Here is a 21,085-nt window from a genome sequence, read left to right on the forward strand (position 1 = left end):
ATGAACCAGATGGACTTTCGGCCGGGGAGCTGGCTCGGCTGCTCAAGGTGCCGCACAATACCCTCTCCACGCACCTCGCAATCCTCAACCGGGCTGGACTCGTCTCGGTCGAGCGGCAGAGCCGCAAGATGATCTACCGTATGGATCTTCCAACGATGAGGCGACTCATTCAGTTTCTCATGAGGGATTGCTGCAAGGGTGAGGCCGCACCCTGCGCCGAAGCCCTTTCCTGGACAGACAACTGACAGTATTGCGGAGACATCGAGATGCGCGTTGGCATAAACGGAATGGGACGAATTGGCCGACTGGCCCTTCGTGCGGCGCTGGGCGGCGCCGAGCGGGGCGAGGATGACCCCCGCCGGGGCAATCGCCTCGACATCGTTCATGTGAACGAGATTCGTGGCGGCGCAGCGGCGACGGCACATTTGCTGGAATTCGACTCAGTACAGGGCCGCTGGCGGACACCGATCAGCCTTCAGGACAACGGCAGGATCCGGATCGGCGAGCGGAGCATCGGCTTTTCAGCACAGGCAACACCCGCCGAAATCGCCTGGGGCGATCTCGGCGTCGACCTCGTGCTGGAGTGCACCGGCAAGTTTCTGAGCCAGGCCAGCCTTGAGGGCCACCTGAGACGAGGCGCCAAGCGGGTTGTCGTTGCAGCCCCGGTCAAGGAACCGGGCGTGCTGAATGTGGTGGTTGGCGTCAACCATCACCGCTATGACCCGGCTCTCCATCAGCTCGTCACCGCCGCATCCTGCACCACCAACTGCCTCGCACCGGTCGTCAAGGTGATCCACGAGCAGATTGGCATCAAGCGAGGACAGATCACCACGATCCATGACCCCACCAACACCAACGTGGTGACCGACGCGCCGCACAAGGACCTGAGACGGGCACGCTCCGCCATGCTGTCGCTGCAGCCGACGACAACCGGCAGCGCAACAGCAATTGCGCTGATCTACCCGGAACTCAAGGGCAAGCTGGACGGACATGCGGTGCGTGCGCCCGTGCTGAATGCCTCGCTGACCGACTGCGTGTTCGCAGTCGAGCGCGAGACCACGCGCGAGGAGGTCAATGAACGCCTTGCCGCTGCCGCCCGCGGCGAACTCGCCGGCATTCTTGGCTATGAAGCTCGGCCCCTGGTCTCTGCCGACTATGCGCGTGACACGCGGTCAGCCGTCGTCGATGGTCTCTCCACACTGGTGACCGACGGCACGCTGCTGAAGATCTACGCCTGGTATGACAACGAGATGGGCTACGCCTGCCGCATGGTGGATCTGGCCTGCCACATGCGGGAGACAGGCCTCTGATGAGCCCAGGCATCCGAAATTACGGCATCGTCACTGCCGCCTATTGGGGCTTCACGCTGACCGACGGCGCACTGCGCATGCTGGTGCTGCTGCATTTTTTCCAGCAGGGCTATTCGCCCTTCGTGCTGTCTTTCCTGTTCCTTCTGTATGAGGCAGCCGGCATAGCGGCAAACATGATCGGCGGGTGGCTGGCGACTCGCCATGGCATCACACGCATGCTGACGGTGGGACTTGCAACGCAAATCGCAGGCTTCCTGATCCTTGCGGCGCTATCGCCCGGCTGGGCGGCGGCCTTCTCCATCGCCTGGGTCGTCATGGCACAGGGAGTGTGCGGCATCGCCAAGGACCTGACGAAGACGGCCTCGAAGTCAGCGATCAAGATTGCAGAAAGGGAAGCGCGCACAGAAACAACCGAGAACCGCCTGTTCGCATGGGTTGCCTGGTTCACCGGATCAAAGAACGCCATGAAGGGGGCCGGCTTCTTCCTTGGCGGCCTGCTTCTTCAACTGTTCGGCTTCCGCTTGTCGCTGTTGATCATGGCTGCGGCATTGGCTGTCATTCTGGCGGGCGTGGTGCTCCTGCTGCCGCCGATGATGGGCAAGAGCAAGGCAAGTTCGACTGCGCGCGAGCTGTTCGGAAAGTCGAGAGGCGTCAACCTTCTGGCAGCCGCACGCATCTTCCTGTTCGGCGCGCGCGATATCTGGTTTGTCGTGGGCGTCCCCGTATTTCTCTATGCCAATGGCTGGACCTTCACGATGGTCGGCGGCTTCATGGCAGTCTGGACCATCCTGTATGGTCTGATCCAGGCCGGCGCACCCGCCATCATTCGCCGCAGTTCCGACGGGCTCGCGGCGGAGGTTCCCGCAGCGCGGTTCTGGTCGGCACTGCTGGCTCTGACGCCCGCGCTGATCATTGCAGCACTTGGCGTCGGGCAGGGCATCCATCCCGATCTGATCCTGGTGACGGGGCTGGGGCTGTTTGGCGCCGTCTTCGCCATCAACTCCGCCATCCACTCCTATCTCATCCTCGCCTATGCAGGTTCGGAGAAAGCCGCAGAAGACGTTGGCTTCTACTATGCGGCAAATGCCGCCGGCCGGTTCTGCGGCACACTGCTGTCGGGGGTTCTGTTTCAGTGGGGAGGCATTACGGCCTGCCTGACCGGTTCAGCGCTGATGCTGGTCTGCTGCTGGGTGATGACGCTGGCTCTACCGACCGCACGACCGGCGAACTCCCCGGCGGGGCAATAGCGGCCACGACGCTAGTCGACGACGACCACCCTGGTGTTCTCGAGACCCTCGGTCCTGACCAGATTGAACAGCTTGGCGGCGTTCTTGGGATGCAGGCGGATGCAACCAGAAGAGGCGGGGCGCCCGAGTTTCTTGACCTGGTCCGTGCCGTGAATGGCAAAGTGGCCACTGTAGAAAATGGAGTAAGGCATCGGCGCGTCGTCATAACGGCTGGAGCGATGATACCGGCTCAATGCCTTAGCCGTCCAGGTTCCCGTAGGCGTTACCTTGCCCGGCCGGGCCGTCGACACCGGCCACTGCGCCAGCACTTCGCCATTGTAGAAGACGGTCATCAACTGCTTCGATTTCTCGACCTTTGCGATCACCGTGCTGGCGCTGGCAGAAGTCGCAAGGACTGCAGTCAAAAGCGCTATACCAAGCAACCCGAAACAGCGCGCAATCGGACTGGCTTTTCTCATACCGACCCCCCGGTCATCATCTTGGTTGCACCCACACCGCCTGGATAGGGTCGATTCCTCGTCCCGCCTCCATTTGAATCAAGATAAAACATATTTATCAATGGGTTGTCAAGACAAAGGCAGGCCGATCACCAGCCGCGGGACAGACCGTGCGCCGCAGAAAGCGCCGTTTCATTGATCTGGCGCGGCCCGCGCAGAGGCCAACTCATTCAGCGCTGTCGAAGGGTTGCGGACCGCGAGCATTTCGGACTATTTTCAGCTCTCAAAACGCAAGTAGTTTCCGAGATTTGCCGGGATTTTGGGGAGACCGCGCTTGAAGCAGGCGGCCGTCAGCATTCGTAATGCCGTGAAGCGATACGGCACGGTGACAGCGCTACATGGCGTATCGCTGGACATTGCCGACAATTCGTTTTTCACGCTGCTTGGCCCATCCGGATGCGGAAAAACCACGTTGCTGCGCATGATTGCCGGGTTCGAGGAGTCCACGGACGGGGAGATCCTGCTGTTTGGCCAGAACATCGCCACGCTGGAGCCCAACCTGCGCCCCGTGAACACGGTCTTCCAGAACTACGCCTTGTTTCCGCACATGTCGGTTCTGGAGAATGTGGCGTTTGGATTGAAGATGAAGGGGGTGGAGGCCACCGCCCGGCGTGACCGCGCCGGCCGGATGCTGGAGCTTGTCCATTTGTCCGCACTCGCCGATCGTCGGCCCTCCCAGCTTTCCGGCGGTCAGCAACAGCGTGTCGCGCTCGCACGCGCTCTTGCACCCGAACCGAAGGTGCTGCTGCTTGATGAACCTCTGTCAGCCCTGGACCTGAAGCTGCGACAGGCGATGCGAGTGGAATTGAAACAGCTCCAGGAAGAGACCGGTATCACGTTCCTGTTTGTCACCCATGACCAGGATGAAGCGCTGACGATGTCCGACCAGATCGCGGTGATGTCTCAGGGCCGCGTGCAGCAGGTCGGCACGGCACGCGAGATCTATGAAAGCCCGGTCAATCGATTTGTTGCCGAATTCATCGGTGAAACAAATCTCATCGATGTCGAGGTCACGGGGGTGATCGGCGCAACGGCTGATGTGGCCCTGCCCTGGGGGCAAAGGCTCTCCTGCGCCGCAGGCATGCTGCGGCCTGGCCGCCATTCACTTTCAATCCGGCCTGAGCGGGTCACGGTCACGCCGGAGGGAGAATTATCGGCCATCGTGGAGCGCGTCGTCTATTTTGGCAGCGACCTGCAACTGCTGACGCGTCTGCAAGACGGAGGAAGCTTTACCGTGCGCCTCCAGAACGCGGCCCGGACGACGGTGCCCGGACCTGGCGCCGCAATCAGGCTCAAGCTCGAGGACGGCGCAGCGCGCCTGCTGGCGGACTGATGGCGGCACCACACTCCCACCAGTCCGGCAGCCAGAACTATGAGGGCCTGATCAAGCAATTGCTGCTGCCGACCTGGCTTGTGATCGGATGCCTGTTGCTGATACCGGTCCTGTTGATGACCGTCTATTCCTTCCTGACGAAGGAATTTCGCGGTGGCGTGGAGTGGAACTTCACCCTGGCGGCCTATGAACAGTTCTTCATCAACCGGGGGCTGTTTGGCGATGAGCCGCCTCAGATCGAGTGGACCTACATCACCATCTTCTGGCGATCCATCTGGCAGGCTGCACTTGCCACGCTGCTGTGTCTTGTGATCGGGTTTCCGGCCGCCTGGTTCATCGCCACACGACCAGCGCGCACCCGACCCGTCTGGCTGTTCCTGATCACCATTCCGTACTGGGTAAACCTTCTGATCCGGACCGTCAGCCTGCGCTTCATCCTGCGTGACAACGGGCCACTGAACGAAGCCCTCATCGGCATCGGCCTCATCAGCGAGCCCCTGCCAATCCTGAACACGAACATTGCCGTCCAGATCGGACTGTTCTACTCCTATCTCCCGTTCATGGTGCTGCCGATCTATGCGGCGGTAGAGCGTTTCGACTTCGCGCTCTCCGAGGCAGCTGCAGACCTCTATGCCAATCGATGGCAAACCCTCATGCAGGTCGTCATTCCGGTCGTTCGACCCGGGATCGTGGCGGGTTCGATTCTCGTCTTCATTCCAGCTCTCGGCGCGTTTCTCGCTCCAGACCTGCTGGGCGGCGCCAAGAACTTCATGGTCGGATCCCTGATCGACGAACAGTTTCGCGGCAGCCAGGGCAACTGGCCATTCGGGGCGGCCATATCAGTGATCCTGATGACACTGGTGCTGATCGCTCTTCTGATCCAGGCACGCAGCGCTGGCAGGGGACGGGCATGAAAGGCGTGCGCCACTATCCCGGCTTTCTCGCAGCGACAGTGGTGTGCCTGCTGATCCTTTATCTGCCATTGTTCGTGGTCGCCGTTTACAGCTTCAATGCCTCCACATCCATCACCAACTGGACTGGTTTCTCGCTGCGCTGGTATGGCGATGTGTTCACGGGCCCAGAGGCCGAACGCTTCGGCCTCGCCACGTGGAACTCTCTCACGATTGCGGTCATCGCGGCAACGATCGCAACCATGATTGCGACGGCTGCTGCTCTTGCGATGATCAGGGGCGGATCATTCAAGGGGCGACAGACGACCTATGCCCTGATCAATCTTCCGCTGATGGTGCCTGAAATTGTGGTTGCCGTCGCGACACTGATCTTCTTCACGACCATTGGCCTGACCACCGGCTACATGACGATCCTGCTTGCGCACATTACCTTCTGCATCCCGTTCGCCTATCTGCCGATTGCCGCCCGACTCACCGGTATCGAGCCTACCTATGAGCAGGCGGCCAGAGATCTTTACGCAACGCGCGGCCAGGCATTTCGGCTGGTGCTGCTGCCTTTGCTCGGGCCCGGGCTTGTCTCGGGATGGCTTCTCGCCTTCATCATTTCCCTTGATGACTTCATCATCACCAACTTCGTCAAGGGCGCAGGGATGGAAACACTGCCAACAGCGATCTTCGGATCCGTCAAGCAGGGGATCAAACCGAATATCATGGCCATCTCGACCCTGATGCTCGGCGTGTCTATCTTCTTTGTCAGTCTCAGTTACCTTATCAACCGACGCGGCCGTAGTGCCGCATAACACAGGGAGTATCCTCATGAAACGTCTTCTTGCACTGACAGCGCTGGTGACCGGCCTGCTGCCCTTCATTGCCTCTCCGGGCATGGCGGAGGGCCAACTCAAGGTCTATCACTGGTTTGAGTACATCCCCCAGGAACTCGTCGACAAGTTCGAGGCGGAGACAGGTATCGACGTCACCATCGACACCTATGACAGCAATGAGGCCATGCTTGCGAGCCTGAAGGCGGGCAAGCTCGGCCAGTATGACGTGGCAGTACCCGGCGACTACATGGTCCAGATCATGCGTGGCGAGGGCCTGCTTGACAGCTACAAGCCAGAGGAAATGCCAAACTTCAAGAACATTGCGCCCGAATGGCTTGATGTTCCCTTCGACCCGGGCCGCCAGCATTCAATACCCTATCAGTGGGGTTCAACGGCATTTTCAGTCAACCGGAACGTCTACAAGGGCGATATTTCTTCTCTGGCCATCATCTTCAATCCACCTGAAGAGCTGAAGGGCAAGATCAACGTCTTGGACAGCCAGGGAGAGGTGCTTGCCCTCGGCTCGCTCTATCTGGGAATTCCTCAATGCACGCAGGATCGCGAACAGCTCAAGTCGCTGAACGACATGCTGCTGGCTGCCAAGGCCAACTGGGCGTCATTCGGCTCCGATACCGCCAAGGACGTTCTGGTTTCCGGCGATGCCGCAGCAGGCATGATTTATAACGGCTTCTCCGCCAAGGCACGTGCAGAGGGCGCCAATGTGGAATATGCGTTCCCCAAGGAAGGGTATGTCGTCTGGATGGACAACATGGTGCTGCTGAAGGATGCACCAAACCGCGCCAATGCCCTGAAGTTCATGAACTTCCTGCTCGATCCCCAGAATGCAGCCGCAGTGACCAATTATGCGGCCTACAACTCGGGTGTGACCGGGGTGGAGCCATTCCTGTCCGACGCCGTTCGCAATTCGCCCGAGAACAATCCACCCAAGGGCCAGAAGGGTGAATTCATCCAGGCTTGCGATCAGGAGACCCAGAAGCTCTATGATGCAATCTGGACCAACCTGAAGAAGTAAGTGCTGAGGGTTCGCCCGGCATCGGGCGAACCCTCTCCTACACCAAGAACACGGGATTCATGCCAGCCGGGGTCAGCGTGACCCATCAGCGAGGCGTTGGAGTTTGTCGCATGACCACTGAACATGTTGAGGCGCTCGTCATCGGCGCAGGTCAGGCAGGGATCGCCGCAAGCGAACATCTGGGAAAAGCGGGAATTCCGCATCTCGTGCTTGAAAGGGCCCGCATCGCGGAGCGCTGGCGGTCAGAGCGCTGGGACTCGCTGGTGACGAACGGCCCGGTTTGGCATGATCGTTTCCCGGGAATGGAATTTCCGCAAACGCCACCTGATGGCTTTGCGCCGAAGGAAGAAGTCGCTCAATACCTTTCGGCCTATGCGAGCATAATCAAAGCTCCGATCCGCACCGGCGTGAACGTGCTTCAGGTCTCGCGCGAGCCGGGTCGCGGTGGCTTCCTTGTCAGGACGACCGCCGGAGATTGGCACGCGGATCATGTCATCGCCGCGACCGGCCCCTTTCAGAAGCCGGTGATTCCGCCTCTCGCTCCGGAACGTGAGGGGCTCACGCAGCTTCATTCGGCAAGTTATCGCAACCCTGCTGCCTTGCCACCTGGCGCAGTGCTGGTGATCGGCGCGGGCTCCTCGGGCGTTCAGATCGCGGAAGACCTTGTTGCGGCGGGTCGTCGGGTGTTTCTTTCCGTAGGTCCTCACGACCGTCCGCCGCGCCGATACCGGGGCCGTGACTTCGTCTGGTGGCTGGGCGTGCTGGGAAAATGGGATGCCGCCGCGCCACATGCCGGCACCGAACATGTCACGATTGCCGTCAGCGGGGCCAATGGCGGCCACACGATTGATTTCCGCCGCCTGGCAGCAAGCGGCATCACACTGCTTGGACAAGCAGAGAGCCTCAGCGGCAACATCATGCAGTTCAAGCGCGATCTTGCAGCCAATATCGCCAGGGGTGATGCCAACTATCTTGCACTGCTGGATGAGGCGGATGCCCACGCAGCGGCGTTCGGCCTAGACCTGCCGGAAGATCCGGAGGCGCGCAGCTTCGGACCGGAGCCGGATTGCGTGACCAACCCAATCCTGTCGCTCGATCTGGTGCGCGAAGGTATCCACACGATCCTGTGGGCAACCGGTTATGTGCAGGACTTTGCCTGGATTCACCTTGATATACTTGATGAACGCGGCCGCCCGAAGCATCAGCGTGGCGCATCGCCTGAACGTGGCCTCTATTTTCTCGGGCTGCCATGGCAATCACGGCGCGGATCCTCGTTTCTCTGGGGGGTATGGCATGATGCACGCCATATCGTGGATCTCATCGCCATCCAGCGCAGCTATCGCGCCTACCGACCAAGCGCCGGCCAATAGCGCCGACTGCCTCTTCTTCCAAGCTGCGGCGAGATCATGAACGCCGGATGAACGCAGGGTTCGGGCCAGGTTCAGTTGCACAGGCCCAGGGTGTCCTCATCAACACAGGAGGCACCACCCAATGTTCGCCAAGTCCATTACGTCCATCGCCATCGCCCTGAGCATCGCTGTGGTTCTGCCCGCGGCGCAGGCCAAAGCAGGGTCGGACGTCGATATCAACATCGGCATCGGTTTTGGCGGAGGGCTTTACGGCCCTGGCTTCGGTGACTGGGAATTCGATGAGCCCGGCATCAGCTGCGCAGAGGCAAGATCAATCATCCGGCACAGAGGTTTCCATAACATTCGCGCTCTTGACTGTTCTGCCCCGACCTACAGATTTTCCGGCTGGATCGGCTTTCAGCAGTACACCATCAAGATCAACGACACCGGAAGGATCAAGCGGATCCGCCGCGTCTGACCGGTTGGCTGCCCGCTTCTCTTTCCAATCCCACACCATTGATGAGACATCATCATGTCCGCCCGCATCGCCGTGAATGCCGCCGTCCTTGCGACCTTGGCCGCCGCCATTGTGATCGCACATCAGGTCTGGGCCATCAGCCTGAAACAGCGGGAGCTGAGCTGCCTGGAGGCCGCGAGACTGGCCCATGCCCAAGGATTCCGCAGCATCGAGGCACTATCGTGCAGCGCGCCCTACGCCTTCTCGGCGATGCTCGAGAATTGCAGCTTCATCTTGCACATCCCGGCAAAGGGCGGTTTGACGGCCATTCGGACCGGCTGCGACAGCGAAGCAGAGATTGCCGAACTCAGCCGATAGGAACGCAGCGCGCCAAGGAACGATCAGGCAGCCGTCAGGGACCCCCCGGACCGGCAAACTACTGGCCCTTGACGCACCTGCCCTTCTTGTTGCGGACATAGCCTTCCGGACAGTCAGCCGCGGCGTCATTGCCATCGGATGGCAGCAGCTGCATCAGGGAGCCGGGATCGATGAGTTGCAGCTTGTCAGGCAGAGTAAGGTCGGGTTGCTGTTGCGGCTGAGCAGGACTTGGTTCTGCAGGCTCCGGGGCCTTGTCCGGCAGGCATGTCTTGTAGCGCTTGCTGTAGCTTTGACCCTCGGGGCAGCCGGCTTGAACCGGCTGGCAATAGCCGGAGGCACCGATCTCCGTGCCTTTCGGACAGACGCATTTGCCCTTCTTGTTGCGAACGAAGCCTTGCGGGCACATCTTCACGCAGCGTCCGCGGAAATTCTCTTGACCATCCGGGCAGGCGGGCTCGACGCAGTTGCCCTTGCCATCGCGCACCAGCCCCTTCTTGCACTGTGGCACGCATTGGCCGCCGAGGAACTCCAGACCCGACGGACAGGTGCACTGTCCGGAGGCACTGCGGACCATGCCTTCGCGGCACAGGGGCTGGCACTTGCCATTGACGTTCTCAGTGCCCTGAGGGCAGACGCAGCGGTTCTTCGCATCCCGCACGAGGGGCGGCGCGCAGCGCGGCAAGCAGGTGCCGTTGACCTTCTCCTCGCCTGTCGGACAACCGGTGGGCACGCAGAGCCCCGCGTTGTTGCGCAGGCTGCCCGTCTCGCAGAGCGGCACGCATTGCCCACGAACCAGTTCGGTGCCGGGTTCGCAGCCCCGGGTCTCCGGACTGCAGGCGCCGGTGACCGGATCCTGCACATAACCCGGCTGACAATCAGGCATACACTGACCATCGAAGGTTAGCGTTCCCTCCGGACAGCCCTGGAAGGGTGGCACGCAGGTCCCGTCCTGGCCCCGGCTGTAACCCGTCTGGCAGGATGGCAAACAAGTGCCCTGGTAGCGATCATAACCCGGCAGGCATTCCGGCTCCTGGCAGCGACCGGGCAGATTCGAATACTGGTCATCGGGGCAGGACTGCGGCACGCAATAGCCATAAGGATCACGCTGGGTGCCGGGCTCGCAGACCGGCACGCAGCGATTGTCAGCGATCCGCTCATACCCCTCGCGGCACTCGCCGGGAGGCGGCATGCAGCGGGTGGGCTGCTCAATGTCACGCACATAGCCTTGCGGACATTGTGGCAGGCAGATCCACTCATAGCCACGCGGCCAGTTTCCAGGAGGAACGCACCGGCCAGTCTCCGGGTCATGCTGAAGGCCGGGCTGACAATTATCCTGGTAGTAGCTCCTGCAGAGGCCATTGTCGTCGATGTAGCTGCCCTGCGGGCAATCCACGACACATTCCAGCGTAGAAGCAGACCGCACCAGTCCGGGCGGACAGTCGCCCTCATCGTAAGACTGATCGACGCTTTCGGATCGACTCCATGAAGAAGACGGGAAGTCAGGCTGGCAGTAATTCGGGTTGCTCAGGTCGCGGTGATAGCCCTCGGGGCAATAGGGCAGCGGTATCTGCTCATAGCCCTCCGGGCAGCCCTGATGGCAGGGCGGCAGACAGACCCCCGGATAGCCGGGATAGCGGTTCCAGCCCGGGGGACACGCAGGCAGGCAATAGTCGCCATAAGTGACCTTGCCGGGCGGGCAACTGGGCAGGGGTGGCTCGCTCGGCGCTGGACAGCCACAGGACACGCAGCCACAGGACGAGACTGGCGGAGCGCAATAGCCCTGTTGGTTGTCAGCCACGGCGGGTAGCGCACCTAAGCAAAGCAGCAGCAAGGAGACGGCAGCGAGCCAGCTACGAAGTGTGCGGTGCAACATAAAATTGCGCCCCCCTTACCGACATATACCGAAAATTGAAGCTATCATGTTCCGATCGGCAGTCAATGGCCGTTCAGGCGGGGCTCAGTTCCGCTGCAGTTTTTCAAGCCCACTGGCGGCAACCGCCAGGATGATGATGCTGCCCACGAGAATGTCACGGACATAACTGTCAACGCTCAACTGCGTCAGGCCATTGGAGAGCACGCCCAGAAACAAGACACCGACCAGCGTGTTGATGACGCGGGGTTCTCCGTGCGCATGCATGGTCATGCCAAGAAACACCGCGGCGATGGCATCAAGCATGAGGCCAGCACCCTGGGTCGGATTGGCGGAGGCGACCCGGCTCATATACATGAGGCCCGCTGCAGCAGCACCAAGGCCCGATAGCGCAAAGGCAATGAGCCGCGTCCGCTTGACGTCAATGCCCGCCAGACGGGCTGCCTCCGAACTGCCACCGATCGCGCGCAAATGCCGGCCGAACACCATCTTCTGCAGGATGAACCACGCAATCAGCAGGGTGACGGCGGCAACGATTGTCAGATTGGGAAGCATGATGACGGCATCGTCGGCGCGCCACAGCGGCACGCCACCGCGCGCGAAGGCGCCAAAGCTCTGCGGTATGTCACTGCCAAAGATCGTCTTTCCCCCAGCCAGGAGAAACGCCAGTCCGCTGAAGATGGTGAGGGTTCCGAGCGTGGCCACGAAAGGAAGGATACCAACGTAGCTCACCAGGAAGCCGTTCAGCATCCCACCCGCAACGCCCAGCGCGAGGGCCAGGGCAAGGCCGGCGCCATCGCTGCCTGTTTCGCGGAACACCACGGCAGCGACGACTCCGGCAAGGCTGGCCATCGAGCCAGAGCTCAAGTCGTAATCACCCATCGCCATGACGATGGTCATGGCGATGGCGGTCACCGCAAGCATGCTGACCTGCTGCGAAATATTGAGAAGATTTCGCCCGGTCATGAAGGTGCCGGGCAGCAGCATCCAGAACAGCAGCACAAGCGCAAAGAAACACGCGAGCGTTCCGTAGTTTCTGATCAGACCCACGTCGCCCGCGCCTTCCCTGCCCCCAGACGTCCCGAGACGGACTAGTCCTTCACATTCGCAGAGGTGATGAGCTTCGTTGGAACGTAGATCACGCCCTGCTTGATCTGCTCACCCGAGAGATGGCGTTTCACGGCCTCAGCCGTGGCGGCGCCAATGCCCTTGAAGTCCTGCGCCATGGAGGCTTCGAAGTTACCGCCCTTGGCGATGGCTTCACGCGCCTGCGGATTTGCGTCAATGCCGGTGATGACAATGCCCTCGCCGCTGCGGCCAGCAGCCTCAATGGCCTGCAAGGCGCCAAGCGCCGGCTGGTCCCATGCGGCCCAGACCGCCGAAATCGACCCCTTGTCGGGATTGGCGGCAAGAATCGCTTCCATCTTGGCACGGCTGTCGGCAATGCCACCGTCCTGGACGTCCGGAGTGACGCGGTCGACAACCTTGATGTCGGGGTTATTCCTGAAGATCGTATCTGCAATCACGCCACGCTGCTGCACTGGCGGAAAGGCATCAAAAACGAACATGACGACATTGCCCTTGCCGCCAAGCCGATTTGCCACATAGGCCGCCGTATCAGCCGCCATTGCATAGCCGTTGCTGGTGATGTTGGTGACGAGCAGCGGTGTCGCGCCCGCATCCATGCCGAACACCGGAACACCGGCAGCCTTCGCAGTCTCGAGGCCTGCCTGGACCTGCGAAGGATCGACGTTGATGACAATTGCAGCAACCTTCTGGTTTGCCGCATCCTCGATGCGACCGACCGCTGCCGCCACATCGCCCTTCGTATCGATGACATTCACCTCCCAGCCGAATTCCTTGGCCTTGGCCTCGAAGGCCTCGACATAGAACTGCGTGCCGGGCTGAGCGAGATAGGGCGTGATCACGGCGATCTTCTCGCCTGCCGCGTGAGCGGTTCCGCCAGTTGCCAGCATTGCTGCGGCAAAGGCAGCGCTCATCATGTGTCGACGGTTCATTCTGTTTCTCCAATAGCAAGATGCCTTGATCCGGCGCGGAAAGTAAGCACAATTGCCAACAGGTGACAAGGATGGCGGGCATGCTGATTGGGATCGATGTGGGAACGACGGCGGTCAAGGCCGCACTCTTCGATCATGCTGGACAGGTGCTGCGGCAGTTCAGCGAAAACTATCCTACCGCGAGGCCGGCAGCCGGGCTGGTGGAGCAGATGGCAGATGACTGGATGAGGCTGGTCACTGTGGCGCTTGCAAAGCTGGGTGAGGGTGTCGATGTCGCTGCGGTCGGCCTGTGTTCGCAGGTCAACACGCATGTGTTCACCGATAAGCGCGGCGAGCCGCTCTTCCCCGCCATCACATGGCAGGATACGCGAAGCGTGGAAGAGGCCGTGGCGCTCGACGCAAGGGTCGGCACTGCCGACAAGCTTGCGTGGTGGGGTGCGCCATTGCCGATAGACGCGAGCCATGTTCTTGCACGCATGGCACATGTGGCGCGGCACTCACCGGAGCTCTGGAAGAGGACGAGGCTCGTGCTTGCGCCGAAGGATTTCTGCCTTCTCCACCTCACCGGGCATGCGGTCGCCGACCCGATGACAAACTTCGGCATTCTCGATCAAACGCTGCAACTGATCCAACCGCTGCTGGCTCTGGTGCCCGGCGCCACCGAACGCCTGCCACGCCTGGCGGGAGTCACCACGGTTGCAGGCCACATCCGCAAGGGACTGCCCTGCGCCGGAGCGCCGGTCGTCACGGGTGCGATGGATGCGTGGTCCGGCCTGCTGGGCGCAGGCGTGGTGCAAGACGGTCAGGGGCTCTATCTCAGCGGCACAAGCGAGATCCTCGGCATCGTGTCTCACGAGCGCCACCCGGCAGCGGGCGTCATCGCCTTCGCGCAATGCGAGGGGATCAACCTGCACGCTGGACCGACCCAGTCAGGTGGAGCGTCCGCGGCCTGGGCTGCGCGTTTGCTTGGAACGGATCCCAAAGGACTGTCGGACCTGGCCACCGCCGCCGACCTTCGCCATGTTCCACTGTTCCTGCCTCATCTCGATGGCGAGCGGGCACCTTTCTGGGACGCGGAAGCCAAGGGCGCGTTCACAGGCCTTTCCTCCGCTACAGGACGCGCGGAACTGGCACGCTCGGTCCTCGAGGGTGTTGCCTATTCGGCACGCCTTGTTTTCGACAGGCTTGAGCAGTCGGCCGGCCGCGGCGCCGATGTCATTCATCATGCCGGTGGTGGCTCTGCATCCGACCTGTGGAGCCAGATCCGCGCGGATGTTCTTGGCAAGCCGCTGAGACGCACGGCGATGCGAGATGCCGGTGTCTTGGGCGCTGCACTGATGGCAGCCGTGGGAAGCGGCACCTTTTCTTCACTGGCGGAGGCCAGTGCCAGGCTGGTGCAGTTTGACCGGAACTTCACCCCGGATGGCAGCGCCGCGGTGCGCCACGCTGATCGTTTGGCCGGATATGGCCTTGCCTACGAGCAGCTCAAGCCGGTGAACGCGCAGTCTTGCTGACAAGTTCCGGAGGCAAAAACCCGGGCAGTCGGACTGCCCGGGTTTGCGAGACGGCTGACGGGCATGGCGTGACCGCTCACGGAGCGACGATCACACGCCCTTCGGTGCACCGGCTGTTCAGTAACAGGGTGGATAGGGATAATAGCCGCAGGCCGGTGGCGCATAATAGGGCGCTGCTGCAGCAGCGCCGACGACTGCGCCGGCCGCTACTCCGGCCGCGACGTCTGCGGCAACGGGCGCCCCATACCAGCCGTGATGACCATACCAGCCACCGCCGCCGCCACCAACGGCCCAGCCGCGGCCACCAGCTGCGAACCAGTCAATGAACACGGCGGCGGGCCCGCTCAGACCCTTCAAATCGCCCTCGAGCACATCGACATCAAACGTCAGGTTCTGACCGTCAAGCTTGGGGTTCTTGAGAACCACCACCGCATCGGTCACGCCACCCTTTTCGCCGCCGAGCACGGAAACCGTTGCATTGGGTGGATCCTTCTTGAAGCTGTCGCTGCCATCGCCCCACCTCGAGATGAACATGGTGGTCGTCTCATGCCCGGCCGCGCGCACGGGACGATCTGCGAAAACAATCACATTTCCCGCAACACCGGTCAGGGTGAGCTTGCCGTCGGCAAGCGTCGCGCCATCCGAGTTGATCACGCCAAGCGACGGAACGGGGCCCTGGTTGCTCGGCTTGCCGATGGTCTTCTGCAATGGAATATGCGGGTTGACCGGCTGATCGGCATTGGCGGCACAAGCGGAAAACACCAGCCCCAGTGACACGACGGCCGCACGGGAAACTACCCTCCAATTCATATCTGATCTCCTGTATCTGGACGGTTGTAGAATTAAAGACCGGGAATCCCGCGTCTCATAGCCGAGTTTCTCCCTGGCCGCTACACGGCTGTTGCCGGCTTGCACCCCGCCTTCCCGGCACTGCGCGTCAGCCTTGACCCTGACCAAGTTATTGATCCCGGAGCCAGGGCCAAGGCGGGGCACCGGAAGGGCCTCCCATCAGGGAATTTCAATTTTGGCCTTGTAAATTTCGCGCAAAGGGCCTACCTAGGCTGCATCGACACTTTTTGGTCTGACGGACGGACCTCGGGCCTTTTCCTTCTGCACGAGTTCTCACCCTCTCTTCAAGAACATCGGTAACTTTGCTCTGCAATCCAGCGTGCAAAGACGTGCAGTAACAAATCCAAGGGAAAAGACATGCCTACAGGCACAGTGAAGTGGTTCAACGCCCAGAAGGGCTTTGGTTTCATCCAGCCGGACACCGGTGGACCGGATGTGTTCGTTCATATCAGCGCAGTGGAACGCGCCGGCATGAGCGGCCTCAATGAGGGTCAGAAGATTTCCTTCGAAGTGGTCACAGACCGCCGGAATGGAAAGTCCTCGGCCGACCGGCTGCAGTCAGCCTAAAAAACTCAAGACCCCTCAGTTCACTCGCCACGGACGTACTGGCCGTGAGCTGACAGACTTCTTGTTGCGAACCACGGATGTACTGGTCGCGACACGGTAGATCGTGGGTGCGTCGGTGCCGGGCACCGGCGCATTCTTGTTCATTGCCAGCTTATCACGTAGAGAAAAGGTGCATGGGATGCCCGTGTCAGGAACGATCTACGTGTACCGGTCGACAAAGACCGAAGGACTTTTCTGCTTCTCCGCCGATGCCACTGCTGATCGCCTTCCAGAGAGCCTGTCTCCCTGGCTCCGTCATCGGCTGATCAAGGCTGGCGAACGCCTTCCACACGGGCTGGAGAGAGCTGCCATCATGCCCAGCATGCAACACCATGGTTACCAGCTATTCCGCCGGAAACCTCCAGGGAGGCCTGTTCGTTGAGAGTTTTCGTAAAAGACAATAATGTCGACCAGGCCCTCCGCTTCCTCAAGAAGAAGATGCAGAGGGAGGGAATTTTTCGCGAAATCAAGGCTCATGCCGCCTATGAAAAGCCCTCCGAGAAACGGGTGCGCGAAAAAGCGGAAGCCATTCGCCGCGCGCGGAAGCTTGAGCGCAAGAAGGCCCAGCGTGAAGGGCTGCTTCCAATGCCGAAACCGAAGTTACGGACACCCAAGCCCGCCAATCCATTCTCTGCACTCGGCACGCCGAAATCCGCGACGCCTGATACTGGCCGCTCCGGCTGAGACAGGACCGACGCAGGCGAATCGAAGATCCCGCAGACGGACCAAAACCCCTTCTCACTTTCCATTTCTGATTCCGGTCTCACGACCATCGCGGGAGACTCGCCGGCAGGCGCCGGGGAGGCCTACATCCTCAACATGTCTGTACCCTACCCAGACTACTCCGCGTAATGGTTGATTTCTTTACTGGCTTTGACCAAATAGGAACCTAGGCGCCGGCGATTTATCTAACAACAATGCTGGCGCGCAGCAAAAATGGAAAACTCCAAGTCGATACCACAAAAATTTCAGCTGGCTCTCGAACATCACCGGGCTGGTCGCCTAGCCGACGCACAGGCTCTTTATAAAGAGATCCTTGTGGAAATCCCTGAGCACTTCGACAGCAACCATCTTCTCGGGACGTCGTTGATCCAAACAGGTCAGGTCGAGAAAGGTATCGATTGCATCCGCCGGGCTCTGACAATCAATCCAAATTACCCTGAGGCCCAATACAACTTAGGGCATGGTTTGAGCTCCCTTGGTCAGTACGAGCAGGCTATTCCGTGCTTTCAGGCGGCGATTGCACTTAACTCCCACGATCCAGAGTACTACCTCGAGCTGGCAAGCGCCCTAGCCGAGATGAAGTCGCTTGATGCTGCGCTCTCCAATTATGATAAGGCGATCAAGCTGAAACCGAACTATGCCGATGCGCTTGCGGGCCGGGCCAAGGTTCTCAGGATGCTGGACCGCCTCGACGAGGCTTTGGCAAATTACAACAAGATCATTGCACTGCGGCCACGGGATGCGGAAGGCTACAACGGGCGAGGCCAGATTCTGAAGGACCTGGCTCAGTATGATGAAGCGCTACGTGACTACGAAACTGCAATCAGCCTGAAGCCGGACCATGCTGAAGCATATCTTCGTCTCGGAATTTTACAACGCGAATTGGGGCGACCGCGTGATGCGGTTATCAGCCATGAAAAGGCGATCAGTCTAAAGCCTGGCTATGTGGACGCCTATAACAGCCGGGGAACGGCACTCAGGGACCTCCGACAACTCGATGAAGCTCTGGCAAGTTTCGAAACGGCAATCGACCTTGCACCTGATCACGCGTATGCCCACATCAATCGAGCCCTCTTGCTCAAAGATCTCAATCACTTTGATGAAGCCCTTGCCGGATACAACCGCGCGATAGGATTGAAGTCTGATCTTGCTGTGGCACACTATAACAAATCACTCCTGCTCCTGCACAGGCAGAACTACCTTGAAGGCTTCGAGCTCTATAGTTGGAGATGGAAAAAGAAAAACTTCAACAGCAAGACGCTGAGCACGAACATACCAAGGTGGACCGGAAGTCCAATGACCGGAAAACTACTGCTCTGGCCAGAGCAGGGACTGGGTGACGAGGTTTTCTTTTCATCATTTCTGTCGCTCGTTCGGAGCGACACAATGGAGATCACTTTATCAGCCGATCGAAGGCTTCACGCCATCTATGCCAGATCATTTCCGACAATTCACGTGGTCGACTCCGTCTTGCAAGACGATGCGCCAGTTACCGATTTTACTGAGCAGGCACCAATTGGCGACCTGGGGCACCTGCTTAAAATCACATCTGAAAAACTCAGTCAGCGAAAATATCCCTTCTTGACTGTCAACCAGGAACGAAAAGACGAGCTCATTTCAGAAAATGATTTTCTAAGACAGAAATTTGTATGTGGCATCGCATGGCGCAGTGCAAACAAAAAAATTGGCGAGGGCAAGAGTATTGCACTGGATGATCTTGAGCCGCTGCTGAGAACCAGTGATGCCACCTTCGTAAATCTTCAGTATGGAGACGTCGCTGACGAGATCGAAAGAGTGGCAGGGACGCTTGGCTCTAGAGTGCACCAGGTTCCCGGGCTCGACGTTTTTCATGATATTGACGGTCTGTTATCGCTGATAGACGCCTGCGATATCGTTTTGACAACAAGCAACGTTACGGCACATCTTGCAGGTGCGATTGGCAAGAAGGCTGCGGTGCTGGTTCCGAAAGGCAAGAGCCGGCTCTGGTATTGGCACGACCAACCACAGAGTATATGGTATCCAAGTCTTCGATTGTTCAATCAAGGTGAAAATTGGGATTGGTCAGATCCTGTTCTTCGAGCGGCGAGTTGGATAAGGGAAAACATGCAATGGACCGGATAAATCTCGTCGTAGGCTTCGACCAGAGAGAGGCAATCGCTTATCACGTGTTCTGTCAGAGCGTTATAGACAGAGCAAGCCTTCCTGTGCAGTTTCTTCCGCTCAATCCAAAAGCAATCCTGGGATACTCGGAAACGCACAAGGATGGCAGCAATGCATTCATATATACGCGCTTTCTGACGCCGTACTTGATGAACTTTTCTGGCTGGGCGATCTTCGCTGACGGTGACATGGTTTGCAATGCCGACCTGGCGGAACTCTGGAAGCTTCGTGATCCGACAAAAGCGGTCATGGTCGCCAAGCATGATTACAAGACCAAAGCTCACACAAAGTATCTTGGCGCCAAGAACGAGAACTATCCGCGGAAGAACTGGTCCAGTTTAATTCTCTGGAACTGTGGGCATCCTGACAACGCCCAACTCACGCCTGAACTCGTTGGATCCAAGGATGGTGCTTTCTTGCATCGTTTCAGATGGCTTGACGACGACAAGGTTGGTGAGCTTCCAAAGGAATGGAACTGGCTTGCAATCGAGTATGAGCCGCGTCGGGACGCCAAGCTTATTCACTACACGCTTGGAACACCCTGTTTTCGAGACTACCGGGACAGCGACATGGCAGACATATGGCTTGCGTCTCAACAGCGGGTTCTCAGCGGCATGGAGGACTAGCGCAAGCGGTGGCGCTGCTTTTGACACTTCGAGAATGGGGCTTGGTTCCACCCCTCTCTTGCTGTCGCATCTGTTCTGCCGGTCAACTGCGTTGCATCATGATCCGCGTCTTGCGCAACTGAATCGGGACCGGTGATCAGTAACCCAGACCGATGTTCTGCGTTTTCGACCCTAATCAAGATTTGCGTTGCAAAATGACTGGTATGGACTGCACCGCTCGGTCCAGTATCGAAGGCTTGGCGAAAAATTCCCATGGAATTCATCAGGCCGTTGATGACGCTTGTAGTATTGCAGATGACCATTGGTTCTTTTTGCTATTGCGGCCCCGTCGAACAAGCAGGTCGGGCGACACACCGGATGCCGGGTCCGAATTTGATTGCCGGGTCAACACGAGTGCAAGGTTTGCCCAGGTGGATCCGGCGCTGGGCACAGGGCCAGGCAGATCCGCCGGCCTCCATCCCTACGCCATTTCTGTTATTATACTTATGATTGTTTATTGATCTTCACTTATCTGGCCGGGCTTACGAATTCGAAACCAAATCCCAGCTATCTGGGTAGCACAACAGATCAGTTTGGAAGGACGCCAGCGATGAGCAGGAACCAGATTTTGTGGTCGTTTCTTTTGTTTTTCATCGTTTTCCTGACGGTCATCGCCGTGATCATCGGGGTCAATCGGTTCAGCCAGCAGAAGGCTCCAGATGGTCAGGATACGAGCCTGCTGTTTGGCGCCATCGCGCGCAGCCAGAGCACCGGAACACTGGGATATTCCTCCAAGCTGCCATCCCAGACCGAAGCCGAACAGAAAGCCAGTGAAGCATGTGGCAATGACTGTGCAATCATCAGCTGGTTTCAGAATGCGTGCGGTGCCTTTGCCGCAGGTTCGTCCAGCTGGGGCGCGAACTACGGCACGACTGTCGAGGACGCAATGCTCAAGGCCAAAGAGACGTGTGGCTCACAATCAGCGGACAAGAATTGCGAGGTCAAGCTCGTCGTCTGCTCCAACGGACTTGTCTCCAAGAACTAGCAACCACTTTGCCAAAGCCCGCAGAAGTCCGGTTTGTGTCAGGAGCGATGAGCCCTAGCCCCTGCCCTCCAATGCCCGAAGGGCCTATTGAACACCATCGGTCAGCTGGATGACGGGCGAATTGCTTTCGATCCGGCGGCCGGCCTCAAGTTCCACCGCAGAGATGGCGGAACGACTGACCTCTTCCATTTCCTTCCGAATTCTCTGCAGGGCAAGGAAGATGAAATCCACGTAGTTCTGCATGATTTCATCATTGGCCTCGACCGCGCTCTTGCGGATCTGACTCTCGAGGCTCGCAGACTTCTGCTTCAGATCCTCGAACGCCAGAGTCATGCTTCCATCGATCTTGTTCAGCGCAT

At 59.4% G+C, this 21,085-nt stretch carries 22 protein-coding genes; 16 read left to right on the plus strand and 6 right to left on the minus strand.

Annotated elements, in window-relative coordinates; translation table 11 throughout:
* From ACILRN_RS06280 to arsJ, 3 genes are all read left to right on the plus strand, one after another.
* Positions 1 to 245 (plus strand): ArsR/SmtB family transcription factor (locus tag ACILRN_RS06280; RefSeq protein WP_395686571.1); only part of this gene is annotated, 245 nt, incomplete at its 5' end.
* 21 nt (positions 246 to 266) lie between these two features.
* Complete coding sequence (locus tag ACILRN_RS06285; protein WP_395686572.1) at positions 267 to 1,310, plus strand: ArsJ-associated glyceraldehyde-3-phosphate dehydrogenase; 1,044 nt, start codon at positions 267 to 269, stop codon at positions 1,308 to 1,310.
* Entirely contained in the window at positions 1,310 to 2,557 is a 1,248-nt protein-coding gene (arsJ, locus tag ACILRN_RS06290; RefSeq protein WP_395686574.1) for an organoarsenical effux MFS transporter ArsJ, read from the plus strand. Before ACILRN_RS06285 ends, arsJ begins: the two co-directional genes overlap by 1 nt.
* An 11-nt stretch (positions 2,558 to 2,568) precedes the next feature.
* On the opposite strand, the gene ACILRN_RS06295 is transcribed toward arsJ, so the two are convergent.
* Positions 2,569 to 3,015 carry a L,D-transpeptidase gene (locus ACILRN_RS06295; protein WP_395686576.1) on the minus strand — a complete coding sequence of 149 codons (447 nt, stop codon included), beginning with the start codon at positions 3,013 to 3,015 and terminating at the stop codon, positions 2,569 to 2,571.
* Positions 3,016 to 3,328: 313 nt separating this feature from the next.
* On the opposite strand from ACILRN_RS06295, the gene ACILRN_RS06300 reads away from it, so the two are divergent.
* The 7 genes from ACILRN_RS06300 to ACILRN_RS06330 all read left to right on the plus strand — a co-directional run bounded on the left by ACILRN_RS06300 (position 3,329) and on the right by ACILRN_RS06330 (position 9,336).
* The gene (locus tag ACILRN_RS06300) at positions 3,329 to 4,387 is read left to right on the plus strand and encodes an ABC transporter ATP-binding protein (RefSeq protein WP_395686578.1); all 1,059 of its coding nucleotides are present in this window, start codon (positions 3,329 to 3,331) and stop codon (positions 4,385 to 4,387) included.
* Positions 4,387 to 5,301: an ABC transporter permease gene (locus ACILRN_RS06305; protein WP_395686580.1), complete on the plus strand. Its 915-nt coding sequence runs from the start codon at positions 4,387 to 4,389 to the stop codon at positions 5,299 to 5,301. Before ACILRN_RS06300 ends, ACILRN_RS06305 begins: the two co-directional genes overlap by 1 nt.
* Positions 5,298 to 6,098 carry an ABC transporter permease gene (locus ACILRN_RS06310; protein WP_395686582.1) on the plus strand — a complete coding sequence of 267 codons (801 nt, stop codon included), beginning with the start codon at positions 5,298 to 5,300 and terminating at the stop codon, positions 6,096 to 6,098. The genes ACILRN_RS06305 and ACILRN_RS06310 overlap by 4 nt, the downstream gene beginning before the upstream one ends.
* A gap of 16 nt (positions 6,099 to 6,114) precedes the next feature.
* Positions 6,115 to 7,152: an extracellular solute-binding protein gene (locus tag ACILRN_RS06315; protein ID WP_395686584.1), complete on the plus strand. Its 1,038-nt coding sequence runs from the start codon at positions 6,115 to 6,117 to the stop codon at positions 7,150 to 7,152.
* 110 nt (positions 7,153 to 7,262) lie between these two features.
* Positions 7,263 to 8,522 (plus strand): flavin-containing monooxygenase, encoded by a 1,260-nt coding sequence (locus tag ACILRN_RS06320; RefSeq protein WP_395686587.1) that lies wholly within the window; start codon positions 7,263 to 7,265, stop codon positions 8,520 to 8,522.
* 121 nt (positions 8,523 to 8,643) lie between these two features.
* Positions 8,644 to 8,979: a hypothetical protein gene (locus tag ACILRN_RS06325; RefSeq protein WP_395686589.1), complete on the plus strand. Its 336-nt coding sequence runs from the start codon at positions 8,644 to 8,646 to the stop codon at positions 8,977 to 8,979.
* Between the two features lie 54 nt (positions 8,980 to 9,033).
* Complete coding sequence (locus tag ACILRN_RS06330) at positions 9,034 to 9,336, plus strand: hypothetical protein (RefSeq protein WP_395686591.1); 303 nt, start codon at positions 9,034 to 9,036, stop codon at positions 9,334 to 9,336.
* 58 nt (positions 9,337 to 9,394) lie between these two features.
* On the opposite strand, the gene ACILRN_RS06335 is transcribed toward ACILRN_RS06330, so the two are convergent.
* The 3 genes from ACILRN_RS06335 to ACILRN_RS06345 all read right to left on the minus strand — a co-directional run bounded on the left by ACILRN_RS06335 (position 9,395) and on the right by ACILRN_RS06345 (position 13,224).
* On the minus strand, positions 9,395 to 11,134 hold the full coding sequence (locus ACILRN_RS06335; RefSeq protein WP_395686593.1) for a hypothetical protein: 1,740 nt from the start codon (positions 11,132 to 11,134) through the stop codon (positions 9,395 to 9,397).
* Between the two features lie 159 nt (positions 11,135 to 11,293).
* Entirely contained in the window at positions 11,294 to 12,256 is a 963-nt protein-coding gene (locus ACILRN_RS06340) for an ABC transporter permease (protein ID WP_395686595.1), read from the minus strand.
* 41 nt (positions 12,257 to 12,297) lie between these two features.
* A complete protein-coding gene (locus tag ACILRN_RS06345; protein ID WP_395686596.1) occupies positions 12,298 to 13,224 on the minus strand; it encodes a substrate-binding domain-containing protein in 927 nt (308 codons plus the stop codon).
* Positions 13,225 to 13,304: 80 nt separating this feature from the next.
* Here ACILRN_RS06345 and ACILRN_RS06350 point away from each other — a divergent pair, with 80 nt between their 5' ends.
* Positions 13,305 to 14,738, plus strand: coding sequence for an FGGY-family carbohydrate kinase (locus ACILRN_RS06350; RefSeq protein ID WP_395686598.1), 1,434 nt, complete (start codon positions 13,305 to 13,307; stop codon positions 14,736 to 14,738).
* Between the two features lie 117 nt (positions 14,739 to 14,855).
* Here the strand turns inward: ACILRN_RS06350 and ACILRN_RS06355 are convergent, their stop codons facing one another.
* Positions 14,856 to 15,548: a hypothetical protein gene (locus tag ACILRN_RS06355; RefSeq protein ID WP_395686600.1), complete on the minus strand. Its 693-nt coding sequence runs from the start codon at positions 15,546 to 15,548 to the stop codon at positions 14,856 to 14,858.
* 396 nt (positions 15,549 to 15,944) lie between these two features.
* Here ACILRN_RS06355 and ACILRN_RS06360 point away from each other — a divergent pair, with 396 nt between their 5' ends.
* The 5 genes from ACILRN_RS06360 to ACILRN_RS06380 all read left to right on the plus strand — a co-directional run bounded on the left by ACILRN_RS06360 (position 15,945) and on the right by ACILRN_RS06380 (position 20,726).
* Positions 15,945 to 16,154, plus strand: coding sequence for a cold-shock protein (locus tag ACILRN_RS06360; protein ID WP_395686602.1), 210 nt, complete (start codon positions 15,945 to 15,947; stop codon positions 16,152 to 16,154).
* 417 nt (positions 16,155 to 16,571) lie between these two features.
* On the plus strand, positions 16,572 to 16,877 hold the full coding sequence (gene rpsU, locus ACILRN_RS06365) for a 30S ribosomal protein S21 (RefSeq protein WP_395686604.1): 306 nt from the start codon (positions 16,572 to 16,574) through the stop codon (positions 16,875 to 16,877).
* 252 nt (positions 16,878 to 17,129) lie between these two features.
* Positions 17,130 to 19,037, plus strand: a complete 1,908-nt coding sequence (locus ACILRN_RS06370; protein ID WP_395686605.1) for a tetratricopeptide repeat protein — start codon at positions 17,130 to 17,132, stop codon at positions 19,035 to 19,037.
* A complete protein-coding gene (locus ACILRN_RS06375) occupies positions 19,025 to 19,702 on the plus strand; it encodes a glycosyltransferase (protein WP_395686607.1) in 678 nt (225 codons plus the stop codon). Before ACILRN_RS06370 ends, ACILRN_RS06375 begins: the two co-directional genes overlap by 13 nt.
* A 589-nt stretch (positions 19,703 to 20,291) precedes the next feature.
* Positions 20,292 to 20,726 (plus strand): DUF4189 domain-containing protein, encoded by a 435-nt coding sequence (locus ACILRN_RS06380; RefSeq protein ID WP_395686608.1) that lies wholly within the window; start codon positions 20,292 to 20,294, stop codon positions 20,724 to 20,726.
* 84 nt (positions 20,727 to 20,810) lie between these two features.
* On the opposite strand, the gene ACILRN_RS06385 is transcribed toward ACILRN_RS06380, so the two are convergent.
* On the minus strand, positions 20,811 to 21,085 hold a 275-nt coding region (locus tag ACILRN_RS06385; RefSeq protein ID WP_395686610.1), incomplete at its 5' end, for a hypothetical protein.

Source organism: Aestuariivirga sp., from assembly GCF_044238155.1.
Lineage (GTDB): Bacteria > Pseudomonadota > Alphaproteobacteria > Rhizobiales > Aestuariivirgaceae > Aestuariivirga.